Annotated in this window: 15 protein-coding genes and 2 pseudogenes; 7 read left to right on the top strand and 10 right to left on the bottom strand. The window is 51.0% G+C overall.

Annotated features, from left to right (window positions below; translation table 11 throughout):
* Positions 1-565 precede the first annotated feature (565 nt).
* The 6 genes from IPH59_12505 to IPH59_12480 all read left to right on the top strand — a co-directional run bounded on the left by IPH59_12505 (position 566) and on the right by IPH59_12480 (position 6,010).
* Positions 566-2,170 (top strand): trehalose-6-phosphate synthase, encoded by a 1,605-nt coding sequence (locus IPH59_12505; protein MBK7092519.1) that lies wholly within the window; start codon positions 566-568, stop codon positions 2,168-2,170.
* The gene (gene otsB / locus IPH59_12500; GenBank protein ID MBK7092518.1) at positions 2,167-2,904 is read left to right on the top strand and encodes a trehalose-phosphatase; all 738 of its coding nucleotides are present in this window, start codon (positions 2,167-2,169) and stop codon (positions 2,902-2,904) included. Before IPH59_12505 ends, otsB begins: the two co-directional genes overlap by 4 nt.
* 13 nt (positions 2,905-2,917) lie before the next feature.
* Positions 2,918-3,583: a hypothetical protein gene (locus IPH59_12495; protein MBK7092517.1), complete on the top strand. Its 666-nt coding sequence runs from the start codon at positions 2,918-2,920 to the stop codon at positions 3,581-3,583.
* Positions 3,580-4,818 (top strand): glycosyltransferase, encoded by a 1,239-nt coding sequence (locus tag IPH59_12490; GenBank protein MBK7092516.1) that lies wholly within the window; start codon positions 3,580-3,582, stop codon positions 4,816-4,818. The genes IPH59_12495 and IPH59_12490 overlap by 4 nt, the downstream gene beginning before the upstream one ends.
* A gap of 227 nt (positions 4,819-5,045) precedes the next feature.
* Positions 5,046-5,351: a hypothetical protein gene (locus tag IPH59_12485; GenBank protein ID MBK7092515.1), complete on the top strand. Its 306-nt coding sequence runs from the start codon at positions 5,046-5,048 to the stop codon at positions 5,349-5,351.
* 149 nt (positions 5,352-5,500) lie between these two features.
* On the top strand, positions 5,501-6,010 hold the full coding sequence (locus IPH59_12480; GenBank protein ID MBK7092514.1) for a flavin reductase family protein: 510 nt from the start codon (positions 5,501-5,503) through the stop codon (positions 6,008-6,010).
* Between the two features lie 80 nt (positions 6,011-6,090).
* On the opposite strand, the gene typA is transcribed toward IPH59_12480, so the two are convergent.
* The 9 genes and pseudogenes from typA to IPH59_12435 form a co-directional block, all read right to left on the bottom strand.
* The gene (gene typA, locus IPH59_12475) at positions 6,091-8,004 is read right to left on the bottom strand and encodes a translational GTPase TypA (GenBank protein ID MBK7092513.1); all 1,914 of its coding nucleotides are present in this window, start codon (positions 8,002-8,004) and stop codon (positions 6,091-6,093) included.
* 258 nt (positions 8,005-8,262) lie between these two features.
* Positions 8,263-11,357: pseudogene (carB, locus tag IPH59_12470) on the bottom strand (carbamoyl-phosphate synthase large subunit).
* Positions 11,344-12,520, bottom strand: a pseudogene (carA, locus tag IPH59_12465) (glutamine-hydrolyzing carbamoyl-phosphate synthase small subunit). The pseudogenes carB and carA overlap by 14 nt, the downstream one beginning before the upstream one ends.
* A 279-nt stretch (positions 12,521-12,799) precedes the next feature.
* The gene (locus IPH59_12460) at positions 12,800-15,994 is read right to left on the bottom strand and encodes a PAS domain S-box protein (protein MBK7092512.1); all 3,195 of its coding nucleotides are present in this window, start codon (positions 15,992-15,994) and stop codon (positions 12,800-12,802) included.
* Positions 15,995-16,006: 12 nt separating this feature from the next.
* The gene (locus IPH59_12455; protein ID MBK7092511.1) at positions 16,007-17,158 is read right to left on the bottom strand and encodes a response regulator; all 1,152 of its coding nucleotides are present in this window, start codon (positions 17,156-17,158) and stop codon (positions 16,007-16,009) included.
* A gap of 219 nt (positions 17,159-17,377) precedes the next feature.
* On the bottom strand, positions 17,378-20,665 hold the full coding sequence (locus IPH59_12450; protein ID MBK7092510.1) for an efflux RND transporter permease subunit: 3,288 nt from the start codon (positions 20,663-20,665) through the stop codon (positions 17,378-17,380).
* Positions 20,662-21,693, bottom strand: a complete 1,032-nt coding sequence (locus IPH59_12445) for an efflux RND transporter periplasmic adaptor subunit (protein MBK7092509.1) — start codon at positions 21,691-21,693, stop codon at positions 20,662-20,664. Before IPH59_12445 ends, IPH59_12450 begins: the two co-directional genes overlap by 4 nt.
* Before the next feature lies 1 nt (position 21,694).
* On the bottom strand, positions 21,695-23,011 hold the full coding sequence (locus IPH59_12440; protein MBK7092508.1) for a TolC family protein: 1,317 nt from the start codon (positions 23,009-23,011) through the stop codon (positions 21,695-21,697).
* Positions 23,008-23,202, bottom strand: coding sequence for a DUF2892 domain-containing protein (locus IPH59_12435; GenBank protein ID MBK7092507.1), 195 nt, complete (start codon positions 23,200-23,202; stop codon positions 23,008-23,010). The genes IPH59_12440 and IPH59_12435 overlap by 4 nt, the downstream gene beginning before the upstream one ends.
* 63 nt (positions 23,203-23,265) lie before the next feature.
* On the opposite strand from IPH59_12435, the gene IPH59_12430 reads away from it, so the two are divergent.
* Positions 23,266-23,616, top strand: a complete 351-nt coding sequence (locus tag IPH59_12430) for a winged helix-turn-helix transcriptional regulator (GenBank protein ID MBK7092506.1) — start codon at positions 23,266-23,268, stop codon at positions 23,614-23,616.
* A gap of 91 nt (positions 23,617-23,707) precedes the next feature.
* Here IPH59_12430 and IPH59_12425 read toward each other — a convergent pair whose 3' ends face one another.
* Positions 23,708-24,019, bottom strand: coding sequence for an RNA-binding protein (locus IPH59_12425; GenBank protein MBK7092505.1), 312 nt, complete (start codon positions 24,017-24,019; stop codon positions 23,708-23,710).
* Positions 24,020-24,052 lie beyond the last annotated feature (33 nt).

Below are 24,052 nucleotides of genomic sequence, written 5' to 3'. Positions count from 1 at the left end.
GCCATTCAATCAGCAAGTTGACAGACGATTGCGTAGGCTCGAGTGTCAGGTCCCATGCGGTTTTCTCTTGAGCGCAGGACTCTCGCAAATGAGGTCATCTTCACAAGTAACAACTGGCATACTGTTGCCTCTCATCTCCGCCAGTTGGCTTTTAAGTTGTTCAATGGCCATTCACCTCGCTGCTTGCGCACGTTTCACCATGAAATGCGCGCGATTGTGCCACATCGTATCTTGCTGATTGCAGTCACACAGTGGCAGGTGTCAATAGACTCTGTGCGTGTAGCTTACAAATCACTCAAACGAATTGGGAACCCGAAGCATATACCTAATAGAGCAATACTAATCGCCAACTTTGACTGCGACTTATTTCAAGCGCGCTGGCGAAATCGAAGTTACAAAGTGAATTCTCTTCTTGAAACTGTAATCGCACCACTCTGAAGTGTGTGCATTGCTCGACCTACAAGCACTTTGATAGTAAAGTCTGTTTACGGACGACATCCGAAGAAACTCCGGCAACGCGAAACGCTCAAGCGTTGGCGATTGTCATTTGCTGAGGAGGCTCGGCATGAGAAACACAGACGACGACAGAAACTCACCACTCGACTTGATCGAGATTCCGGAGCGAATCGAGTCTAGCCGCATTGGCTCGGAGCACCACAACACTCTGGTCGACTCATCGTCACTGGCGAGAATAATCCGCGACGTGGCCGACGGATCGAAGTTGGTAGTCGTTTCCAACCGGGAACCGATAATCCACGAATCATTCGGCACCGGCTACCGGGAGATTCGTCCGGCAAGCGGCATGGTTACTGGGCTCGAGCCAATCCTGGGCGCTGTCAACGGGACCTGGATTGCCCACGGTTCTGGTTCTGCCGATCGACGAGTCGTCGATAGATACGATCGGGTGGTTGTACCTAAACATGATCCTAAGTACACCCTTCGCCGGGTTTGGTTAACGAGTCAGGATGAACTCGGGTACTATGACGGCGTAGCCAACAATGCAATTTGGCCCCTCTGTCACATCGCCTATGCACGACCGACCTTTTCTCGTGCCGATTGGGAAACTTACCGTAGAGTAAATGAGAAATTCTGCGCTGCTGTCCTTGAGGAAGTTGGACCCGATCCGGCCATCGTCTTCATACAGGATTATCACCTTGCCTTGCTCCCGCGCATGTTGAAGAATCACCGTCCCGATCTTACGCTGGTGCATTTTTGGCACATACCATGGCCAAACTCTGAAGCTTTCAGAATAATGCCGTGGGGTGAAGAACTGTTGGATGGACTCTTGGGTAATGATCTTCTCGGGTTCCACATCCAATACCACTGCAACAATTTTCTCGATACTGTTGATTCTGTCATTGAATCGCGAGTCGATCGCGAACACTTCAGAATATTCCGAGGCGGAAAGATGACATTCGTGCGACCGTTTCCTATCAGCGTTGATATCAGTCAAATCGCCATCGATTCCGGAAGTGAAGCGATCTCGCGCCGAGCTCAAGAAATTCTTCACGAAATTGAATCTGCAGAAGCTGGCCAGACGCTCTTTGTCGGAGTCGATCGCCTCGATTATACCAAGGGTATCCCGGAGCGACTTCGAGCCTTCGACCAGCTACTTGGCGAGAACTCCGATTTGCACGGTAAAGTGACACTTTTGCAGCTCGCCGCTCCCAGCCGATCTGGTGTGGACAAATATCGTCGTTTGGATTCCAAGGTTGAAACGCTTGTCGACGAAATCAATCAGAAGTACCAAACTGCTCGCTGGATACCGATTAGATTTCTTCGTGGTCATCACGACTACATTACAGTCCTTGCAGCATATCAGTTGGCGCACACGCTCCTCGTGACTTCGGTCCACGACGGAATGAATCTTGTCGCAAAAGAGTTCATCGCCTCGCGCATAGACGGTGATGGAGTGTTATTGCTTTCGCGATACACCGGAGCGGCACGCGAGCTAATCGATGCAATCCAAGTAAATCCTTACGACGTGGATGAGGTTGCTTCTTCATTTTATGCGGCGCTGGTAATGAATGAGACCGAACGACGTGAACGAATGACTCGTATGCGCCGACTTGTGACCGCCAACAACATCTATGGATGGGGGAGCAGCATTTTCGAAGAGATTCGACGGATTCAACCAATTCTGGCGGCTGAACGGGAGAATATGAAATGAGACAACTTTGGGTATTCGATTTCGATGGCACGCTGGCTGAATTGGTGCCAAATCGGGCACTTGCAGCCATTCTTCCGGAATCTCAACTCATGTTGCAAGAGTTGTCACTTCGCCCCGAAACGTCAGTTGCAATTCTCACGAGTCGCACGGTTGAGGATGTTCGACTCAGAGTCGATTGTCAAGATCTCTATCTCGGCGGTACAAGCGGATTGTTTTGGCAGGATCCTCAACAGACGGTCGTTGTCGCCAACCCAATCGCGAAGGATCGTGCTGTGAAACTTCGCGAGTTAGTACTCCCACCTCTCCGAGAAGTGATTGCACCGTTTGAAGTCGACTTGGAAGACAAGTTCGTGTCTGTGACTGTTCACTACCGAAACCTCGATGCTGACCTCCACTCCAAATTGGTATGGAGCTTGCAATTGTTCACGGCCGCGCACAATCTGAATCTGTTCCAAGGTCCATTTGCACATGAGATCCCGCTCGATTCCGCTATCAACAAAACCGAAGGGCTCCGCTCGCTCTTTAGGTTGTTTCCCGAAAAGTTTGACGCGCAAACGACCACTTTTGCCGGCGACGATGCCAATGACGCACAAGCGATGTCGTGGCTCATCGAAAATGGCGGTCAGGCTATCGTTGTCGATAGTCGCATTTCCGTGTTTGGATCTTACAAGGTCGCGAGTCCAATGGAACTTGTCCACCTGATACGTCTTGAGTTCGCGCAAACTGCGCGCTGAGGAGGCAAACGAAATGGCGAAAATGGCCGCTTTCAAGATTATGGACTGCGCCTTATTGACACGAATGAGCGGTTTGCCGCCTGTGGTTAATCTGCGCGAACTCCGCGACCGCATCAGCGTTTGCGCTGAAGACGTCATTTACCACCACTTCTGCGAAACCTGGCTTCGACCGACATTCGACAATCCCGACTATCGTAACGATCTGGCAGTCTGGGCCAAGAACGGACTGCTCGACCGGGTACTCGCCGAGCGGCTTGCCATTATTGATCCTTACGAGTACGATTCGATTGAAATGCTTCGAACGCATCTGATCGAAATATTCGAAGACCGCTTGGGCGAGCTTCAGCCCTGGGTACCGATGGTTCGCTCAGGAAACGAGTTCTACTTCATGCAAGCCATGACTGTCGTCTTTGATACCGGCGAGCAAGTTAACCGTGCGAAGGATCTTGCCGCTGCCGTAGAACGAATGACAATCGGAAGCATCTACTTTCATTTTTTGGAGGCCCGTCGCCGTTCGAATGAACACCTCGATGACTTCAGCGCTTGGTTGAGCGAGTCGAATTCGGGACTTCAAGACGCGATCAATGATTTGCAAGGTATTGACTTCTACTTCAGCGACCTTGACGAAATTCGGAGAGAGATCGTGGGAGTGCTGAAGAGAATTGGGGGCCGCAAGTGACGAGAACATTGTCCGCATATGAGAGTATCGTTGGTGCAAGCACGATTCGACAGCTTCTCAGGCTCGGAGAGCGCCTGGAAAACGTCAGGGTCGTACATGTAAACTCAACTCGACAGGGAGGAGGAGTGGCGGAGATTTTGGATTGGCTCGTGCCCTTAATGCGCGACGTCGGCCTTGATGCGTCTTGGGAAGTCATTGATGGCAACACTCGGTTTTTCGAGATCACCAAGTCAATTCACAATGGACTCCAAGGCCAGCCAGTAAACTTGAGCAAACGAGACTGGGAGCACTATTGGGAGACCAACAGTTCCAGTGCTGCCCGACTTCGACCGATCTTGGAAGATGCCGACATAGTCATTATCCACGACCCGCAACCTGCCGCATTGTTGGGATTGTGCCCGAATCGGCGCGGCAAATGGATTTGGCGCGCCCACATCGATATCAGTCGACCGTATCGCCCTGTATGGCGCACGCTCCGCAGTCATGTCGAGAATTATGACGCCAGCATTTTCTCAATTGCTGAATTTGCGCAACCTCTGCGACACCCTCAGGTACTCGTGGCGCCTAGTATTGATCCTCTCAGCGAGAAGAACCGGGAACTCACGCAGGAAGAAATCGAACTCGTGAGAATTGAGTTCGGTTTGGATAATTCTCGACCAATTCTCACTCAGATCTCCCGATTTGATCGCTTCAAAGACCCGCTCGGTGTCATCCAGGCATTCCAACTGGTGAAGCACGCAGTTCCAGCACAACTCGTATTGGCTGGTGGAGGCGCTAGCGACGACCCTGAAGGTCAGGCTGTACTCGACGAGGTTCTCGCCGCAGCAAACAACGACCCGGATATTCACGTCTTGTTGCTTCCGCCAGATGCCAATCGGACTATCAATGCGCTCCAGCGCTTATCTGATATTATCATTCAGAAGTCGACTCGCGAAGGCTTTGGTTTGACAGTTACAGAGGGTATGTGGAAAGGTAAGCCGGTGATTGGCGGTGACACTGGCGGTATCCGCCTTCAAGTCATTAACTTCCATACTGGATTTCTCGTGAATTCTCCTGAAGGCGCAGCCCATCGTATTCGTTACTTGTTGCACCATCGCAAACGCCTGGCGGAGATGGGAGAGATCGCCCGTGACTATACCCGTAGAAGCTTCCTTCTGACACGTCATTTGCGCGAGTATCTTACACTCATTCTGGCGCTTCGGAGCGGGGACGGAGCCAGAGTGATGTACGTTTAGCCTTCCACATTCTCTAAGCTAGGTTGACGCCAAGTTTCCCGTTTGCTGAAAGCCATAAAATCCTCGCTTGCCCAAACTTATTGCATTGATATAATAACCAGCAAACACCTTTCATTAATTGTGTCGGGTTCAAGGCAATATTGTCTTCTGAACCGCGGCTATTGCAAATCGACCATAGATATGTCGACTTATAAAACAGACCTTATTCGAACTGAAAGGAGAATTCCATGGCTCACAAACCCGGAAGAGTAAAGTGGGGAGACATTGTTCTCAAGAGAGGTTACACGAACAATCCAGAGACCCCAGCACAACTTGCGACTTTTCTAATGGACACTTTGAACAAAGAATCGGACGGGGAAGCGTTGACACTAAGAACCATCAACGAAATTGCCGATTCGGGTCCCGAAGGATTGCAACTACTAGAAGACACTCGTCGCCGCGACGACTACTGGTTTGCCGGCCGTTCCGCTGCATCACTGGCTCATTCGGTGGCCCGAATTCGTGCCATGATTGCCGGTCGCCTGGGACGCTAAGATAGTCGTCAGATACCTCCAACACTGTTGCTTGTGCCTCTAACTTGCGGAGTCCATAACTTTTCCAAGTGAGACGCACATTCAATTGGAGAATTCGTCGCGAGTTCGCTACTTTGCTAATCAGATTCTTTTCTGAGGAGGAATGAGCGATGAACAACTTGGCGCCTGTCAATCCCGCGACCTTAACCGAGAATGTCTTCAGCCTCATTGCCGAAGATTGGATGCTCGTTACGGCCGGGGACATGGCATCCTACAACACGATGACAGCCTCCTGGGGAGCCATGGGGGAACTCTGGAATAAGAAGATTTGTATCTGCTTTGTCCGTCCCACCCGATACACCTTCGAATTTATGGAACGAACCGCTGCCTTCACACTCTCTGTTTTTTCCGAAGAGAGTCGTCCCGTCCTGAACCACTGCGGCAATGTCTCCGGTCGCGATGTCGACAAGATGCATATTGCCGGTTTGACTCCCCATCAATCTCACGCTGGCTCCGTTTACTTCGAAGAAGCGCGACTCGTCTTTGATTGTCGCAAGATCTACACGCACGATCTCGATCCGACCAAATTCCTCCTACAACCGATTCACGATTGTTATCCAAAGAAGGACTACCATCGCATGTACATCGGCGAGATTGTTACTTGTCTGAGCAGAGATTGATATTGATTCGGAGCCGGTTGTAGAAAAAAAAGAGCCGGGTCAATTTGAACCGGCTCGAAAAAATCACCTAAACTGAGTTATTATGCCGGTGGCGGTGCAGTCGCAATGTTGGCGCTTCGGTAGATTCCGGTCTGCGCCTTCTGTGCCTTCTTGCGGATTTCCGAATCAAGTATCGCTTTGCGCATTCGCACCGATTTTGGAGTAACTTCTACCAATTCGTCCGGTCCAATCCATTCCATCGCTTGTTCGAGAGTCAACTTGCGCGCCACGTCAAGTGCCACGCCGATATCCTTTGTCGAAGACCGGTGATTCGTCAGGGCCTTCTTTTTCGTTGGATTGCACGGAAGATCATCTGGACGCGAATTTTCGCCTATAATCTGCCCATTGTACACGCGATCCGTCGGCTCTACGAATATTACCGCGCGTTCTTGTAAACCCTCGATTGAGTATGCTGTCGCAATGCCAGTCTCCATGCTGATAACCGAACCGCGACTGCGTGCAGTGATTTCTCCGCGCCATGGACCGTACCCGACAAAGCGAGAGGCCATAATCCCCATGCCGCGGGTGTCGGTCATGAATTCGTTCCGATATCCAATCAAACCGCGGGTAGAAATCTCAAATTCGATGCGCACGACGTTGGTGCCGGCGTTCTCGACTGCACGAAGTTCACCTTTGCGACGAGCGAGCTTCTCGATTACAATCCCTTGATATTCTTCAGGGACATCGATAATCAATTGCTCGATTGGCTCCAGCGTATTGCCATTCTTGTCTTCGTGCGTAATAACTTCCGGTCGGGAAATACAGAACTCCAACCCTTCACGGCGCATCTCTTCGATCAGTATCGCCAAATGCAATTCGCCGCGACCGGATACCTTTACGCCGTCTGAGCGGCCGAGGTCTTCCATGCGCAATGCCACGTTTACGCGCAGTTCACGTGTCAGGCGCTCCTTCAATTGGCGAAGCATGATCGCCGTGCCTTCTAATCCGGAAAACGGTCCGGTGTTCACAAGGAAGAACATCGATACTGTCGGCTCTTCAATCTCCAGCGGCTTCAAAGCAGCTGATGCTTCTTCCACTTCGGAGAATGTGTCTCCGATTCCGATTTCGCCCGGTCCAGCTAACCAAACAATATCGCCGGCGCCGATTTTGTCCGCTTCAATTCGAGAAAGTCCGCGTGTTACCCACAAGTGGACACACTTCTCTTTAGTCGTCTTCACCAGATCCCAGCCCTCATCTTGATTGCCTGGATCCTTCCATCGTTGCACAAATTGCGTGAATTCATCGCCTCGGCTGATTGAACCGCGAAGCACGCGACCACAACCAATCTGGCCGATGTAATCGTTCCATGCCAATGTCGAGACTTGCATCAGGAAAGGTCCGTCCTGATCCACGTGCGGCTTCGGCACATGCTTGACAATCGTCTCAAAGAGCGAATCCATGCCAGTGTGTTCTTCTTTGTCGAGGTCGTTGACGAACCAGCCGTCCAGTCCCGAACCATAAAGTACAGGGAAGTGTGCTTGCTCATCCGTTGCACCCAAATCGAGGAATAAGTCAAATGTCTTGTTGAGAGCGTAGTCAGGGCGTGCGTTTGGACGATCAACTTTGTTAATAATGACAATCGGTTTAAGTCCCAGACGAAGCGCGCGCATCAATACGTACCGGGTTTGCGGCATCGGACCTTCGTTGGCATCGACCAACAGCAGGACTGAATCAACCATCGAAAGTACCCGCTCAACCTCGCCGGAGAAATCGGCATGGCCCGGCGTATCAATAATATTGATCAAATAGTCGTTCCATTCGACCGTGCAGTGCTTGGCACGAATCGTAATCCCGCGTTCACGTTCGAGCGCATTGTTGTCCATCAGGCGTTCGGCCATCTGCTGATTGTCGCGAAACGTGTGAGCTGCGCGAAAAACCGAATCAATCAGTGTTGTCTTGCCGTGATCAATGTGTGCAACAATAGCCAAATTGCGAATGCGTTCAACTGGGATCATACGATGAATAAACCTCTCAAAGTTCGGGAGTTCACCCGGCTCGGTATCTGGATTGCACGAAGGCCCGCTGGTCTGTCTGGCAAATAGGGGTCATGCAAGAAAAAACCCGCATCGGCGATGTGCCGACCGGGTCAGAACATAGTCCATTATTATACTGCGGAAATTACGATTTTGCAAGTAAATAATGAGCCAACTCTTGCTTCAAGCTGTTGCTAATCTGCCTTTTGTTCTCTGCTCACCAGCCGAAGGCATTTTCAATTACTGTTTCAAGAGCAATCCAACCATGGCCTCATTGCGCTCTAAGTGTATTTCTTGCAACGACTTAACTTGCGTAGTGCTCGATTGAATCGCTCTTACCGCTTCAACTGCTGCGGCCGCACCAGACAGTGTCGTTATACAGGGAACGCTGTGTTGAATTGCCGCGGTTCTGATCGCCCATCCATCACGAAATGACGATTCACCCAATGGCGTATTAATTATCAGGCCAACCTGTCCGCTCTTGATGACATCCACAAAATTCGGTCGCCCTTCGCTTACCTTGGCGACGGTTTCGACCTCCACGCCCATGTCGCGCAAAAAAGTCGCAGTCCCTGAAGTTGCCAGAATCGAGAATCCCATTGATGCAAATTTCCGGGCGACATTCAGAGCATTGCGCTTATCAAGATCGTTCACACTAAACAGAATGCTTCCGGAGCTCGGAAGCCGCAAACCTGCCGCAAGCTGCGCTTTGTAGAACGCCGTCCCGAAATCCTCACCGATTCCCATGACTTCGCCGGTAGAGCGCATCTCCGGCGATAACTTTGGGTCAACTCCGGGAAACTTCACGAATGGAAACACCGGCGTCTTCACGTAGTACTGCGACACCTGCAAGTCATCAATGATTCCGAGCTCTCTGAGTTTCTTGCCAAGCATTACCCTCGTTGCGATCTTAACCAACGGTACTCCGGTAGCCTTCGCAACATATGGCACAGTCCGTGAGGCACGCGGATTGACTTCAAGAACGTAGATTTCGCCTCTGGCTATCGCGAATTGGACATTCATCATTCCAACGACGCCGAGTTCAATCGCCATTCTTCGCGTCAAAGCCCGAATTTCTGCGAGGTGTCCTTCGCTAATCATGTACGTGGGAAGTACCGAACTCGAATCGCCGCTGTGTACTCCAGCCTCTTCGATATGTTGCATTATTCCGGCGATGATGCACTCATGTCCATCACAGATCGCATCGACATCAACTTCAAAAGCGTCCTCGAGAAATTCATCTACCAACACAGCTTGACCGGGAGCCGAATCAAAAGCTTCAGTCAAATACTTGTGCAGTCGTTCTTTGCCATAGACGATCGCCATTCCGCGTCCACCCAATACGTAGGACGGCCGCAGCAGCAACGGGTAGCCAAGATCTTTTGCTATGTCATCGGCTTCATCCAACGAACGCACCGATGCGTGCGCAGGTTGACGAATTCCCAGTCGCATCAAGAACTTCCCAAATCGCTCTCGGTCTTCGGCGAGATCGACAGATTCAGGCGGCGTCCCCAGTATCGGCACCCCGGCTTGCGCCAAGGGCACCGTCAATTTCAGCGGAGTCTGTCCGCCGAATTGGACTATTACGCCCGCGGGTTTCTCCCGATCGTAGATCTCCAAAATATCTTCCATCGTCAGTGGCTCGAAGTACAACCGGTCGCTTGTATCGTAGTCAGTTGAAACCGTCTCGGGATTGCAGTTCACCATTATGCTCTGCACGGACTCTTCCCGAAGCGTAAACGCGGCGTGACAGCAGCAGTAGTCGAATTCAATCCCTTGCCCTATTCGATTTGGACCGCTCCCCAATATCATCACCTTCTTAACATCATCAACTTGCGATTCGTCTTCCTGCTCATAGGTCGAGTACATATAGGGCGTGAATGATTCGAATTCCCCAGCGCAGGTGTCAACCCGCTTGAAAACCGGCCGAATGTTACGTTCCAATCGCAGAGTGCGGACTTCGGATTCGTCACTATTGGTAAGGTAGGCAATTCGTCTGTCTGAGAAGCCAAACTCCTTTGCCAGCCGCAAGTCTTCTTCATCAACTTGGGTCAGCGTCTTGTCACGCATATCACGTTGCAGCGAAGCAAACTGTTCGATCTGATCGAGAAACCACGGATCGATGTGCGTCAATCGGCCAACTTCCGCTATTGTCCAACCGAGTTCCAGCGCATGAACGATAAAGTGGATACGATTCTCACTCGGAGTCGCCAGTGCAGATGACAGCTGCTCTTTGCTCAGATCGGCGGGGCGGAACGGCTTCACTGCCTCAAGTGAACGAAGCGCCTTAAACAGAATGCCGCAGGCGTCTTCTTCGTAATGTCATTTCGAATCTCATCCAGTGTATAGCCAATCGCAAGCTTCGCCGCGATTTTTGCAATAGGGAATCCGGTCGCTTTTGAGGCCAACGCCGAAGACCGCGACACACGCGGATTCATTTCGATGATAACCAGCCTGCCATCGCTGGGGTTCACTGCGAATTGAACGTTCGATCCGCCGGTTTCAACTTTCACTCGCCGCATTATCGCAGCCGCCGCGTCGCGCATGCGCTGATATTCTCTGTCTGTCAAAGTCTGAGCCGGTGCCACCGTCAGCGAATCGCCGGTATGCACGCCGATGGAATCAAAATTCTCTATCGAGCACACGACCACGAAATTGTCTTTGCGGTCGCGCATTACTTCTAATTCGTACTCTTTCCAACCGATCAGTGACTCTTCAATCAGTACCTGTCCAACCGGTGACAGCCCCAGTCCGCGCTGTACTATTGTATTGAATTCATCAGCGTTGTAGGCAATCCCACCGCCGGATCCGCCAAGTGTGAACGACGGTCGAACGATTACTGGATATCCGTTGCGCTTCGAGAAGGCCTGTGCTTCGCCGAGATTCGAAACAAGTACACTTCGCGGAACATCCAAACCGATTTCCAGCATCGCCTGCTTGAATTGTTCGCGGTCCTCGGCAATCGCGATTGCCTCGGCACTGGCGCCAATCATCTCCACGCCGTATTTCTCAAGCACACCAGCCTCAGTCAAAGCCAAGGCCAGATTCAGCGCTGTCTGTCCACCGACCGTCGGCAATACCGCGTCCGGGCGGTCACGGGCAATGATTCGTTCAAGAAAATCTACGGTCAACGGCTCAATGTAAGTGCTATCAGCGATCTCCGGATCGGTCATGATTGTTGCAGGATTTGAGTTAACCAGTATGACTTCAAATCCTTCAGATCTCAGCGCTTTCACCGCTTGTGTACCGGAGTAATCAAACTCGCACGCTTGTCCGATGACAATCGGTCCCGAACCAATCACGAGGATCTTCTTCAAATCACTACGCTTTGGCATCGCCTGCTCCCACGCCTTTGTGTTCTTTGATCATCTCAACAAATTGAGCGAATAGGTAATGGGCGTCATGTGGTCCCGGCGCAGACTCCGGATGATACTGCACTGAAAATGCCGGAAGATCGCGCATTCGGAGCCCTTCGACCGTATTGTCATTCAGGTTGATGTGTGTGACTTCGACCTTGCCGCCCGCCAGACTGTCCGCATCGACCGAAAATCCGTGATTGTGCGATGTGATTTCCACTTCCTGCGAAGCAATATCAAGCACTGGATGATTACTGCCGCGATGACCAAATTTCATCTTGTAAGTCTTGCCGCCTGCTGCCAATGCGAGCAGTTGATGTCCAAGGCAGATCCCAAAAGTAGGTACTCGTCCAAGTATTCCTTGAATTGTCTTCACAGCGTCTTCAAGCGGTTCAGGGTCGCCCGGACCATTCGATAACAACAAACCATCCGGTGAAAGCGCCAATAGTTCATCTGCTCTAATTGTCGCCGGTACGACTGTCACCCTACAACCGACATTTACGAGACTCCTGAGGATGTTCCACTTCACGCCAAAATCCATTACTGCAACATGAAATAGGGAATGGTCTTTCCCAAAAAGATCCTGTTGCTGCCATTGGCGGTTTAAAGGAGCGAAGTTGGTATCCCAACCGTAACTCTGTCCTTTAGTCACTCCGATTGCAAGATTCCTTCCCGCCATCGACGGGATCGCCTTGGCGCGATTTATCAAGAACATCGTCGCTGATACCGCTGTCACCGATTACCCCGCGCATTGCACCTTGTGTTCTCAATTTGCGAACCAGGAGCCGCGTATCGATACCTTCTAACCCCGGCACTCCTTTTTGTGCCAAATAATCACTCAGAGGTTTTGCCGACCTCCAATTGCTTGCGATTCGGCTGATCTCCTTGACGACCAGGGCGCTTAAGAATGGCTGGCGCGACTCGAAATCGTCAAGGGCAATTCCATAGTTGCCGATCTGCGGATAAGTCATCACGATAATCTGTCCGGCATACGAAGGATCGGTGATTATCTCTTGATAACCGCTCATCGCCGTGTTGAAAACGACTTCGCCTCCGGTATCGCTTACAGCGCCAAATCGTCTGCCTCGAAAGATAGTACCGTCTTCGAGGGCAAGCTTGGCGTTATTGCTAAGTCTGAACATCTCTCTGTTTCTGGGAATTATTTGATACCTGGGACATCAGGCGTTTCGACCGCCTGAGTCAGTAACGGGGCGAAGCTATTCAAAAAAGAAGCCAATGTCAAGAGAAGGCTGAGAGGCGACTGCTATCAACCCGCGTCTTTTGGTTTGCGATCAAATTAGAAGCGGCTAATTGCAGGCGATCTCGCGAGTATTGCAGACACATCCAACAAGTCCGAGTCGACTCAAACCTTGACTGTGACTACTTGGGAGAGATTCAAGATTTGGTCATATTCATACTGATCAACCAATTCTGTCAACGCGCGCAATTGACGGGTCGTTCTTGGCAATCTCGTCAATAACCTGAGTGAGTCGTGCCACATCTCCATTTAGCGTCGCTTCTCGTAACTCTCCAAGGATTGACACCGAAAGGCGACTCATGGTTTCGACTGACAACCGTGTAAGTGATTGACTAGCTTCCGTGCTATCGTCGGCAATCTCTTCGTTTTCATAGGTATATTCGATTCCAAGGTTTGTCCGGATTAGTTCAAATAGCTCTTCCAGCCTCACCGGTTTACTCAAGAACGCGTTCATCCCAGCAGCAAGAGCCGATTTGACATCCTCCGCAAACGCGCTTGCAGAAACGCCGATTATAACTGATTCATTCCCGCCGGCAGTCGATCGAATCTTCGCAGTTGCTTCTTTACCGTCGACTGGACTCATGTGAACATCCATCAGAATCAACTGGGGTTTCCAGTCGTTCCAAACTTGAATTGCCTCTTCTCCGTCACTTGCTTCACGGACCTTGAAGCCGACCTCTACGAGTGCGTCACGGATCCAACCGCGATTTAGTCTATGATCGTCCACGACAAGGACTCTTATGGAACCATTGTGGTTGTGGTTTGGAGAAAGTCCAGTGATTCTACGAGACTCTCGAATTCGCGTCACCGCAACTTTTTCGCCGGCTTCGATAGGAATTTCGAGTCTAAAGGTAGAGCCAATTCCAGCCTCGCTCTTTACGGTTATGTCGCCGCCAAGCAAGCGAGCATACTCTCGGCTGATCGCCAAACCGAGTCCGGTTCCAGCTTGTGATCGCCGTCCGCTTTCGGTTTGCTCAAAGTGTTTGAAGAGTTTGTTGAGCTCTTCGGGTGAAATTCCGACTCCGGTGTCTTCGACCGATACAGCCAGTCGCCCCTTTCCGACAATCGGAACCTCTACGTCCACTTTCAGGGCAATTCGGCCATTCTTCGTGAACTTTATGGCGTTTCCCAACAGGTTGATTAGTATCTGGCGCAGCTTTCCTTCATCTGTACTTATCCATGGCTGCGTTGTGCCAGTCTTCAAAACCTCAAATTCCAGTTGCTTCGATTCGGCGCGGATCTGGAACATCGCGGCAATATCATTCACCATACTGTTCAAGCTAAAACTCGAACGCTCGATGGTGATGCGCCCCGACTCGATCTTCGACATCTCCAACACATCATTAATGAGCTCGAGCAGATGCTCGCCGCTGCGGTTGACAATCTCCACATACTGCCGTGATTGTTGGTTAAGTGAGGTGTCACGAGCAAGTAGCTGTGTGTAGCCCAAGATGGAGTTCATTGGTGTCCGTATCTCATGGGACATGCTTGCAAGGAAGGCGCTTTTTGCGCGATTTGCCGATTCAGCCAGTTCCTTTGCCTCTTTGATTTCTTTATCAGCTTTCTTCCGATCGGTAATATCCTCTTTGACCGCAACAAAGTGCGTCACGTCACCCATCATGTTACGTACCGGCGCAATCGCCGATGACTCCCAATACAGCTCGCCGTTCTTCTTGCGATTGCAAAAATCACCGTGCCAAACTTTACCAGCGTGCAATGTCTCCCACAATTCGCGATAGAATTCGTCGGAGTGCACGCCTGACTTGAGAATCCGCGGATTGTTGCCAATTACTTCTTCGGCGGTGTAACCGGTAACTTCGAAGAACTTTGGATTGGCGTTTTCGATTTTTCCTTCAGTATCCGTAATCAAGATTGAAGATGGTGATTGCTCCAATGCCAACCAAAGTTTGCCAAGCTGCTCTTCCGCCTTCTTCTGAGCCGTCAGGTCGCGAAACACGACCACTGCGCCGATCGACGATCCTTCTTCAAGTATCGGTGCGCTCACAAATTCTACCGGAAAATGAGAGCCGTCTTTTCGCCAGTAGGTTTCATCAGATGCGCGTTTGAACTTGCCGGCCGAGGCGGACGCAAATACTGGACACTCTTCACGCGGGTAGGGCGCACCGTGGGCACGCGTATGGTGCGTAGTGTCGTGCATGTTCTTTCCTAATAGCTCCCCGGGTGCCCAGCCAAGCATTTGCTCTGCCGCCGAGTTGATAAACGTGATTCGCCCGACTCGATCCACACCGCAGATACCCTCACCCGCCGACTGCAATACCAGTTCGGTTTTGCGTACTTCAAGATGTTGTAACCGCTCTACTGCCTTCAAGGCTGCCTCAACATCTCGAGAGACCGCCAATTGATGCTCTAATTCGATCTTTTGGTCGAAGAATTCCTTTACCATGAGCCCAATTCGTTGAAAGTCCGACCCCGCCGATCTTAGCGACTTCAATTGTCTGATGTCCTGTTTCTCAAGGCCCCGCATGATCTGATCAAGTGGTCGGTTGACCCAGCGGGAAAGTGCCAATATCAGCAGAATCACAACGCCAGCTGTAAGTACCCAGACCCCGAGAATCAGACGCTTGTCGTATGATAGAATTTCGGTATACGCAGGCGGCGACGTAATGCACACTACTTCAGCGATGGGCTTATTGTCGACGCCTCGCAATGTGACAAAACACGCAAACTCCAACTGGGCAGCCGGAATTGTTGAATTGGCAATGGCATTGGCACCGGATTCGTTCATAAACGGTCTTAGCGAAACTTCAGCGCGCATAAGCGTCGCTAGTTTTGCGAGCGCTAACTCATTCCAGTGGTCGGCAACTACCAGATAACCAACTGGCTCGGATTTTCTCTCTGTATCCGCCTGATATTGAATTGGTGCCGAATAGAGCGAGACAACTCCTCTTTGCGACGAGTGATAGGTCTGAATGAACATCCCCTTTGCTATCAACATCCGAATCGCGCCTTGTACTTCCGGATCCGTCGCCAACTCAGAAAAATCTGCCTTGGAGGTCGAGAAAACCAGGTTGGTGTCAGCGTCGAATATCCAGGCGCCTTCTGCCTCAAATGCTTCCAGACCTGTGTACATATTTGCGGCGGCCCAATCGGTGGTCGGCGATTTCACGTAGTGAACCATCTCGTCCCACCACGAATAGTCTTCAGCTAACGTCCGCAATTGTTGACCATACATGTCTATTGCGAACATCAATTGATCGGTCTTTTCGTCCCGGTTGATTCGAAGGAAGGCCTTGTTGAGTTTGTCATTGAGGTGGGAAACGTAAAGTTGCGCAATAGGAAAGATTAACAGCAGAGCTCCGACGAGAATCAGAAGCCTTGTGCGAGTCCTCATTGCCATTGTTAGAATTCGCTACTTTGAAATTGACAGGGGAAGTGTAAACCAGAATTCACTGCCGTTGTCTGGTTCACTGTCGACTCCGATTGTCCCGCCATGAGCTTCAACAACCAACCGGCAAAACGTGAGGCCGAGCCCGGAAGAATTCTTCTTGTCGCCGACTTGGTAGAACTTGTCGAAAATTCTGTTGCGATGCTCAACAGGAATCCCCGGACCTTGATCTCGCACAATAACTCGGATAGACTCTGAGCGTTGCTCAAGGCGCAATGTTACATCGGTGCAATTCGGTGAGTACTTCGTCGCGTTGCCGATCAGATTCTGCAATACTCGTGAGATCATTCCCCGATCGCAAGACGCAACAACTGGTCCTTCCAGAACTTCTGCGTGTACCTTGTGTCCGGTCGGTGAATCCGAAAATGCGCCAACCACCTCTTGAACCAAGTCTGCAATGTCTACGGGCTTCGGATGTATTGTTTCTGTTCCTGACTCGAGCTTGGAGATGTCAAGGAGCGAGTTAACCATTTCAATCAACTTGTTGGTTCCAAGTTTTGCCTTGTCCATGCGCGACAGCGCCTTTTCCGACATCTGCTTGCCTTCAGTCTGAAGCAGCAGCTCAAGCGATCCGCTAATGATCGTAAGCGGTGTTCGCATGTCGTGGACAATCATATGTACCAAGCTATCACGGAGCCGCTCCAGTTCCTTAAGCTTATCATAGCTTTGTTGCAAGAGGAGGGTGCTTCGCCGTAACGCCAAGTGTGTTTCAATTCTTGCGCGGACTTCTTCGAGCTGAAACGGCTTCGTTATGTAATCGACGCCGCCGACCTCAAATGCCTTGATTTTGTCTCCGGTATCGTTGAGTGCGCTCAGGAATATCACCGGAATGGCAGCTAAATGCGGATCTGATTTCAATTGCCGGCAGACTTCGTAACCATCCATCTCAGGCATGTTAATGTCGAGTAAGAACAATTCCGGGGGATTGGCAGCAGCCGATACGAGCGCCATCTTTCCCCGAGGAAACAGGCGGACACGAAAGCCGCAATCATAAAGCATTCGTTCGAGGAGTTTGAGATTCTTAGGATTGTCGTCGACAACCATCAAGTCTGATGATCGTTGTATTTTGGATGTCACGATCTGTTCGGTTTGAATCGGCTGTTCCGTAGAAATCATGTCCAGCAACTCCCTTAACTCAAATGCCTGTCTTCTTATAATCGACAGTCGCAATCGACGCTTTAGGAAATGAGACAAATGCGGAGAGAATTATCCACGCCGTGTCAAAGTGAAACAACTGCAATTAGACAATTTGGTTCGTACGGACGACCACGGGATCAAAACTGTTTTGATCCCGTCATCGATTTCTTAAGAGGCAATTAGGCTAGTTAGAGTCGACTATTCGTGCTGATTCTCGAACGCGGTGTTGGGATTCTCGTACTTCTTACGATTACCAAGATAGTACAACACCGGCACAGCTACGCGGCTGATCAATAGGGAAGCCACTTCGCCCGCCATTAGCGCTATTGCCAAGCCTTGGAAAATCGGGTCGAAGAGAATGATCCCTGCGCCGACGATCACCGCTCCGGCTGTCAGCAACATCGGTCTGAATCGTACTGCGCCTGCATCAATCACTGCTTCATCAAGCGGCATTCCTTCGCGAAGTCGCAATTCAATGAAATCCACTAAGATGATGGAATTTCGTATCACGATTCCCGCACCCGCCATGAATCCGATCATAGAAGTCGCCGTGAAGAACGCTCCCATCGCGCCGTGAGCCGGCATAATACCGATCAACGAGAAGGGAATCGCCGCCATCACGACTAACGGCGTCAACAACGACTGGAACCAGCCGACCATCAGGATATAAATCAGTAATAACACTGCCGCAAATGCCATTCCAAGATCGCGGAACACTTCAATGGTAATATGCCACTCGCCGTCCCACTTAAGGGATGGCTCCAGAGTCGTAGTTGGCATCGAAGCATTGAGCACTTGCAGTTTTTGTTCGCTTCCGCCAAATCTGGTCATGTCGATTTCATCCAGCGCCTTGTTCATGTCCAATATGGCGTAGACAGGGCTTTCGACCTCGCCGGCGACATCACCAATGACATAGCTCACCGGCATCAGGTTCTTCCGGTATCGCGTCTTTTCCTCAGTTTTATCCTCGACACGAACTAGTTCTGACAGAGGAATCAAGCTAGATCGTCCAGCCGACTGCATCCCCGACGCTGGCGGTCGAATCATGATTCCCAGGATATCGTGGACGCTTGTCTTCTGAGAGCGGGGAAGTTCTACAAGGAGTTGCACATCTTCGCGCTCATTGGGTTGATGAGCGATATCAACCTGCATTCCTGTGACAGCCAGACGTAGAGTCTGTGATATCATATCAGCAGTGACACCATGAATTGCCGCTTTCTGGTGATCGATATCGAAGGTCAACTTGCGTCTCGTGTCTTCACCGTACACATCGACATCCACAACACCAGTGGTGCTTTTGAATACTCGAACCACTTCTTGAACCAAGGACGTTCTGCTCAAATCGGTCGGACCGTAGATTTCTGCCACCAGAGTCTGCAATACCGGCGGTCCCGGCGGAACCTCGGCCACTGCGACGCGCGCATTAAATCGTGCCGCAATTTCCGCGACCTTTGGGCGAACCCGAGTGGCGATATCATGACTCTGATCCGATCGTTCGCCCTTCGGCAACAGGTTGACCTGTATGTCCGCAACATGAGCGCCGCGCCGCAGGAAGTAATGCCGCACCAGACCATTGAAATTGAATGGTGCCGAAGTGCCTGCATAGATCTGGTAGTCAACAACCTCCGGCTCACCGCTCACAGCATGAGCGATCTCTCGCGAAGCTTGCACAGTCTGTTCAAGTGAACTTCCTTCAGGCATGTTGATAATGATCTGGAATTCGTTCTTGTTATCAAAGGGCAGCATCTTGACCTGCACCCAACCAATAGCTACCAATCCCATGGCTCCTGCAAGTAACAAGCCGTTGACTATCATGAATAGATGACGCGCCTTCTTCTCGTGAATGAGGCGTCCCATCAGTCGCCGATATATTCGTGTGCTCCATCCCTCCTTATCGGAAGCATGTGCTGACGCATGACTCTTGCCCTTTCCCCAGGCCAAAACTCGAACGGCTGCCCACGGTGTGACAATGAAAGCCACCACCAGCGAGAACAACATTGCCGCCGTTGCTCCGATTGGTATCGGTCGCATGTACGGTCCCATCAATCCGCCGACGAATGCCATCGGAAACACCGCCGCGATCACAGCCCACGTCGCCAAGATTGTCGGGTTGCCAACTTCGGAGACTGCTTCAATCGCCACCTTGGCCCAGGTGCGATTGCGATTTTCCGGCAGGTGCAGGTGACGTGTAATATTCTCTACCACCACAATCGCGTCATCAACCAGGATTCCAATCGAGAATATCAGCGCGAACAAAGTGATTCGATTGAGTGTGAATCCGGTCAAGTAAAACACAAGTAGTGTGAGCGCCAGAGTCGAGGGAATTGCCAACGCAACAATGATCGACTCGCGCCAACCAAGGCTGATCAAAATCAAGAGCGCAACGCTCACCACCGCTATCAACATGTGAAACAGCAGTTCGTTAGACTTTTCGGCGGCTGTCTCTCCATAATGACGCGTGATTGTCATCTCAACATCGCTGGGTATCAGCTTCCCGCGCAACGCTTCAATTTTCTCAAGTACGTGATCGGCAATTTGAATTGCGTTTGTGCCGGCACGCTTAGCCACTGCCAACGTTATCGCTGCATCTTCTTCTTGCGAACCGCCATCAGGTTGTCCGGTACCAAACAGTACGACTTGTGACAGCTCTTCGGGACCATCAATTACATTTGCGACGTCACGAAGATAAATTGGACTTCCATTGTGGATTCCCAGCACAACGCTGCCTACGTCGTCCGCATCCTTTAGAAAACCGCCTGTTTCAACGATTATCTCCTGATTGTCGCGAATCAGCGTTCCGGCTTTTGACTGTCGGTTCGCCATTTGAATACTTGGTATGACACTCAGCGGGTCAAGCTGTCTTGCCGCCAAAGCATCCGGATCAAGCTGAATGCGCAATTGTCGGCGCAGTCCGCCAATAATCGTCGTTTCCGAAACATCTTTAACTTGCTTGACTTCGTTCTCAAGCTCTCCCACAATTCTTCTCAGTGCAAAATGATCAAGCTTGGAACTGTGGAATGTTACCGCCAGAATCGGCACGTCATCAATCGATCGTGGTTTCAGTAGCGGGAACGAAACGCCTGGTGGAATGCGATCAAAGTTTGACTGCAACTTCTGATTCAGTTTGACCAAGCTCCGCTCGACATCTTCGCCCACAAGATATCGCACGATTACCAGTGCCTGTCCCGGCTGAGTGATTGAGTAAACATATTCAACACCGGGAATTTCCCAGATCAGCCGCTCCATCGGTGCTGTCACCCGGTTTTCAATCTCTGCGGCAGTGAACCCGGGCACTGCTACCATCACATCGATCATCGGCACCTTGATTTGAGGCTCTTCCTCTCGTGGCAGAAGTGCCACTGCCAGAACTCCGAGCAGTACCGAGGCAATGATTAGCAGCGGAGTTAATTTAGACTTGATGAAGCCCTTAGCCAGTGCTCCAGCAATTCCTTGGTGTTTTGGAGGATTACTTTGATGCTCTGTCATGGCAGCCGCTCGATTTGATCGCCATCGCTAAGCTCCGACAATCCTGAAGTAACAACATTTTCACCCGGATTCAATCCAGAGAGAACTTCCGTCCATCCCGACATCACCCGACCGGTTCTCACCATGCGCAATGAGACTCGCCCATCGCTCATTGCCACATAGACCAACTCCATCTGACCTCGCTTAACAACGGCGCTGCTCGGCACAAACAAGGCGCTTGCTTCACCGGTCGGCAGGAGTAAACGTCCGAACTGCCCGGGTCGAAGTTTCGACGTTGAAGGCAGATCCGCCTTGAGTTGGTAGGACCGCGTCATCGGATCGGCGCTTGGCGACAGCTCGGTCACGATACCAGTCAATGTCGTATCAGACGCTGGTATCTCGATCTGCACAGAATCTCCTCTGGAGATCCTTCCAGCATTTGATTCTGGAATCGTCAATACAAAGCGCGGGGTGCCGTCTTGCTCCAAAGTGAATAAGGGGCGACCGGGGACAGCTAAGTCACCGCGATCGATCATCTTCTCTGTTACCACTCCCGAAAATGGTGCTACTATGCGCGCATAGCTCAGCATCGCCTCTGCTTCCTGTTTACTTGCTTCTGCAACCGCTACGCGCATTTTGATTCCGTCAAACTCTTGTTGTGTCGCTGCCTGTTGGCTCAACAACGTCTCGAAACGCCGGAGATCCTGTGCCGCTTGCTCGTAGACGGCCTGCGCCTGTCGATACCGGGCAGTGATGTCGCGCGTATCAAGTTCCGCCAACACATCGCCTGCTTCGACTCGACTTCCCAGAACGACTGCAATTCGTTCCACGCGGGATTGGACCTTTGTCTCTATCTGAGCACGACTGCGAGCTTCGACCGTGCCCATTATCTTTTGGACATCTCTAAGCGCGCGTTGCTCTGCGGCTGCAACCGAAACCTTCTTGATGCTTCCGCTCTTCGCCGCACCTTGCTCTTTTGCTGAGCCGCCGCATCCGGCTATCAGCAATAGCAAGGCAACCAGCGTAAATGAACGTCTTAGTATTCTCATTTTATTCTCCAACTATAGGCAAGTTAAGTGCGCGTCGAAGCGACGCTATCGCAAAGAGCCTGTCGGCTTTCGCTTGGGCAAGCCCGACCTCGGCCTGTACCAGAGCATTTTCTGCGTCTATCACTTGTGAGGTCAACATCAAACCTTGATCGAATCTCTGGCGCGTCAACGTTGCGCTTTCTGAAGCCAGCTCTGTTGCCTGAGTCATCACCGCAACTCTCTTGGTAGCTTCCAGCATCGAAGATCGCGCCGATTCGAGCTCAAGGGAAGTCCTCAGCTTTGTCATTCTTGCTTCTTCTTCAGCAATATTCAACGCGGCACGCTTCTCACGAACTTTGGATCGGGTGAGAAATCCGTCAAATATCGACCACTGTGCATTGACACCAATGGTCCAGTTGTCGTTTGTGCCGTCAAACTCCCAGCCCTGATAGCGGTCTATAGAAGCGAACGCATTGATGCTTGGCAGATACGATCCTTTTGCAGCCTTTAATTGTGCACGCGCGGCTTGTGCGAAGGCATCACTCGCTGTAAGCTCTGGACGCAATCCCTTAGACTCAGATGGTGCCTCCTTGATGCCAACCCGCTCTAAACTCGAGAACTCGGTATAGGGAAGTGTCTCTACTCCGAGTGCGAACTTCAACCCTTCTTTCGCAAGCAATAGCGCGTTTCCTGCGCGAAGTTTCTGTTCCTCTGCCTGAATTCGCTGCACTTGTATGTTGAGTAAATCGGTCTTTAGGGCCGTACCAGCCGCCACTCGGGAAGAGATAACACCTTCGGCGGTTTCAAATGCCTTAACCGCAGTTTCAGCCGCGCGAACAAACTGCTCCGCGGTAAGAACTGACAGATAGGCTTGCAACACCTGAAGGCTCACTTCGTTGCGCGTCGCCAGTTCCATATTCTCCAAACCGATTCGCGCCGAATTGGCTGCCTGCCGATTTGCCATGTCGCTGCCGCCGCTAAACACTCGAAGTCCGACCTGTCCCGATAGCAGCCAATTGTCGGCTCGTGGCGGGTTGTTGACGTCCGCTTGCATCGAAAACTTCCCCTGATTCAACGCAAACATGAATGCTTGAACCGGGTTGTCGCTTGAGACATAGGACGATGAGATCCCAAGCTGCGGGTAGAATGCAGACTCCGCCATTCGGACTCGCGCAGCGCTTTGCGCCGACCGCTCCTGTGCAATTCGTGCCGTCGGAGCGTTCTCCTGTGCTATTCGCAGCGCTTCTTCAAGTGTTAGTGTCTGCGACAAGACACGTTGAGGCAAGAGCGCTCCCAATACAAGCACTGCGCTTAACACCCACAGGTAAATTTGTTTCATGCTTTGCTTTTCCCCATTACCCGCTTTAGAATCATTTCTGCGGGACAGAAATGCGTGAACGCCGATTGGATCAGATTCAAACCGACAAATGCCGTCAGCGCCAGCCACCACGGATGTACCAGGATCGAAAGACATACTCCAACAAGCACCAGCGTTCCGGCCATCACCCGGATTCCATTTTCTACTGTCATCTTATTTCTCCTTTCGTCAAAAAAACCATTGACAATCATATAAATATATAGTTATATACTCACATGGCAAGAGAAAAAACAAATGATTTTTCAGAACTTTCTGATCCGGCACTCGATTTGGTTGCAGAGTGTTTTCAGGCGTTGAGTGACCCGACTCGCCTTAAGATATTGCGTGCGTTGAAGAAAGACAACAAAACTGTCCAGGATTTGGTCGAGTTGTTCACTTGTACCCAGCCAAACATTTCGCGGCATCTCTCAATTTTGACCAAGGCTGGGTTGGTTAAGAAATCTAAACAAGGATCATTCGTTGTTTACAGCGTCGCCAATCCGCGTATCTTCAATCTGTGCGACAATGTGTGTTCGCATGTACGCTCAATGCTGGCGCTATACAACGAAATCAGTCTGAAAAAGTAGAAAAAAATACGGCAAGAGTGGTTCACTATTGCCGTTTAGTTGGCGCGCTTCAAAATCTTCCATGGCGCGCTTGCATTTCTGTGTGGTATCTTTACAAAATCTGTCTGCTTTGCTTGGAGCTGACAACTTCCGCAACCGCAACTCGTTTGACACCGTCCTCGGTATTGCCACGTGCCTCGCTCACGACCATCTCATGTCCGTGCATATCGCGACCCGACATCCCCTTGATGGCAGCCCTTGCTTCGATTTCGTTGGTCATTTCGATGAATCCAAACCCCTTCGATACCTTGGTCGTCTTATCCGAAATGATGTTCGTCTTGGCGACCGTTCCATAATCTGCGAAAGCCAGCCCGAGTTCCTTCTCCGTGGTCTCGCGCGATAAATTACTCACATGAATATTCATTATAAACTCCTTGTCCTTGTCTTCAGATCAGCG

This window comes from bacterium (genome assembly GCA_016708315.1).
Classification (GTDB): Bacteria; Zixibacteria; MSB-5A5; order CAIYYT01; family CAIYYT01; genus JADJGC01.
Note: the sequence above shows the minus strand (reverse complement) of the source record. Positions and strands in the feature narration are given on the sequence as shown.

Excerpts from the sequence above, each read along its gene's own strand:
- IPH59_12505 (MBK7092519.1), top strand. The coding sequence starts at position 566 with ATGAGAAACACAGACGACGACAGAAACTCACCACTCGACTTGATCGAG.
- otsB (MBK7092518.1), top strand. The coding sequence starts at position 2,167 with ATGAGACAACTTTGGGTATTCGATTTCGATGGCACGCTGGCTGAATTG.
- IPH59_12495 (MBK7092517.1), top strand. The coding sequence starts at position 2,918 with ATGGCGAAAATGGCCGCTTTCAAGATTATGGACTGCGCCTTATTGACA.
- IPH59_12485 (MBK7092515.1), top strand. The coding sequence starts at position 5,046 with ATGGCTCACAAACCCGGAAGAGTAAAGTGGGGAGACATTGTTCTCAAG.
- IPH59_12480 (MBK7092514.1), top strand. The coding sequence starts at position 5,501 with ATGAACAACTTGGCGCCTGTCAATCCCGCGACCTTAACCGAGAATGTC.
- typA (MBK7092513.1), bottom strand. The coding sequence starts at position 8,004 with ATGATCCCAGTTGAACGCATTCGCAATTTGGCTATTGTTGCACACATT.
- IPH59_12460 (MBK7092512.1), bottom strand. The coding sequence starts at position 15,994 with ATGGCAATGAGGACTCGCACAAGGCTTCTGATTCTCGTCGGAGCTCTG.
- IPH59_12455 (MBK7092511.1), bottom strand. The coding sequence starts at position 17,158 with ATGATTTCTACGGAACAGCCGATTCAAACCGAACAGATCGTGACATCC.
- IPH59_12450 (MBK7092510.1), bottom strand. The coding sequence starts at position 20,665 with ATGACAGAGCATCAAAGTAATCCTCCAAAACACCAAGGAATTGCTGGA.
- IPH59_12445 (MBK7092509.1), bottom strand. The coding sequence starts at position 21,693 with ATGAGAATACTAAGACGTTCATTTACGCTGGTTGCCTTGCTATTGCTG.
- IPH59_12440 (MBK7092508.1), bottom strand. The coding sequence starts at position 23,011 with ATGAAACAAATTTACCTGTGGGTGTTAAGCGCAGTGCTTGTATTGGGA.
- IPH59_12435 (MBK7092507.1), bottom strand. The coding sequence starts at position 23,202 with ATGACAGTAGAAAATGGAATCCGGGTGATGGCCGGAACGCTGGTGCTT.
- IPH59_12430 (MBK7092506.1), top strand. The coding sequence starts at position 23,266 with ATGGCAAGAGAAAAAACAAATGATTTTTCAGAACTTTCTGATCCGGCA.
- IPH59_12425 (MBK7092505.1), bottom strand. The coding sequence starts at position 24,019 with ATGAATATTCATGTGAGTAATTTATCGCGCGAGACCACGGAGAAGGAA.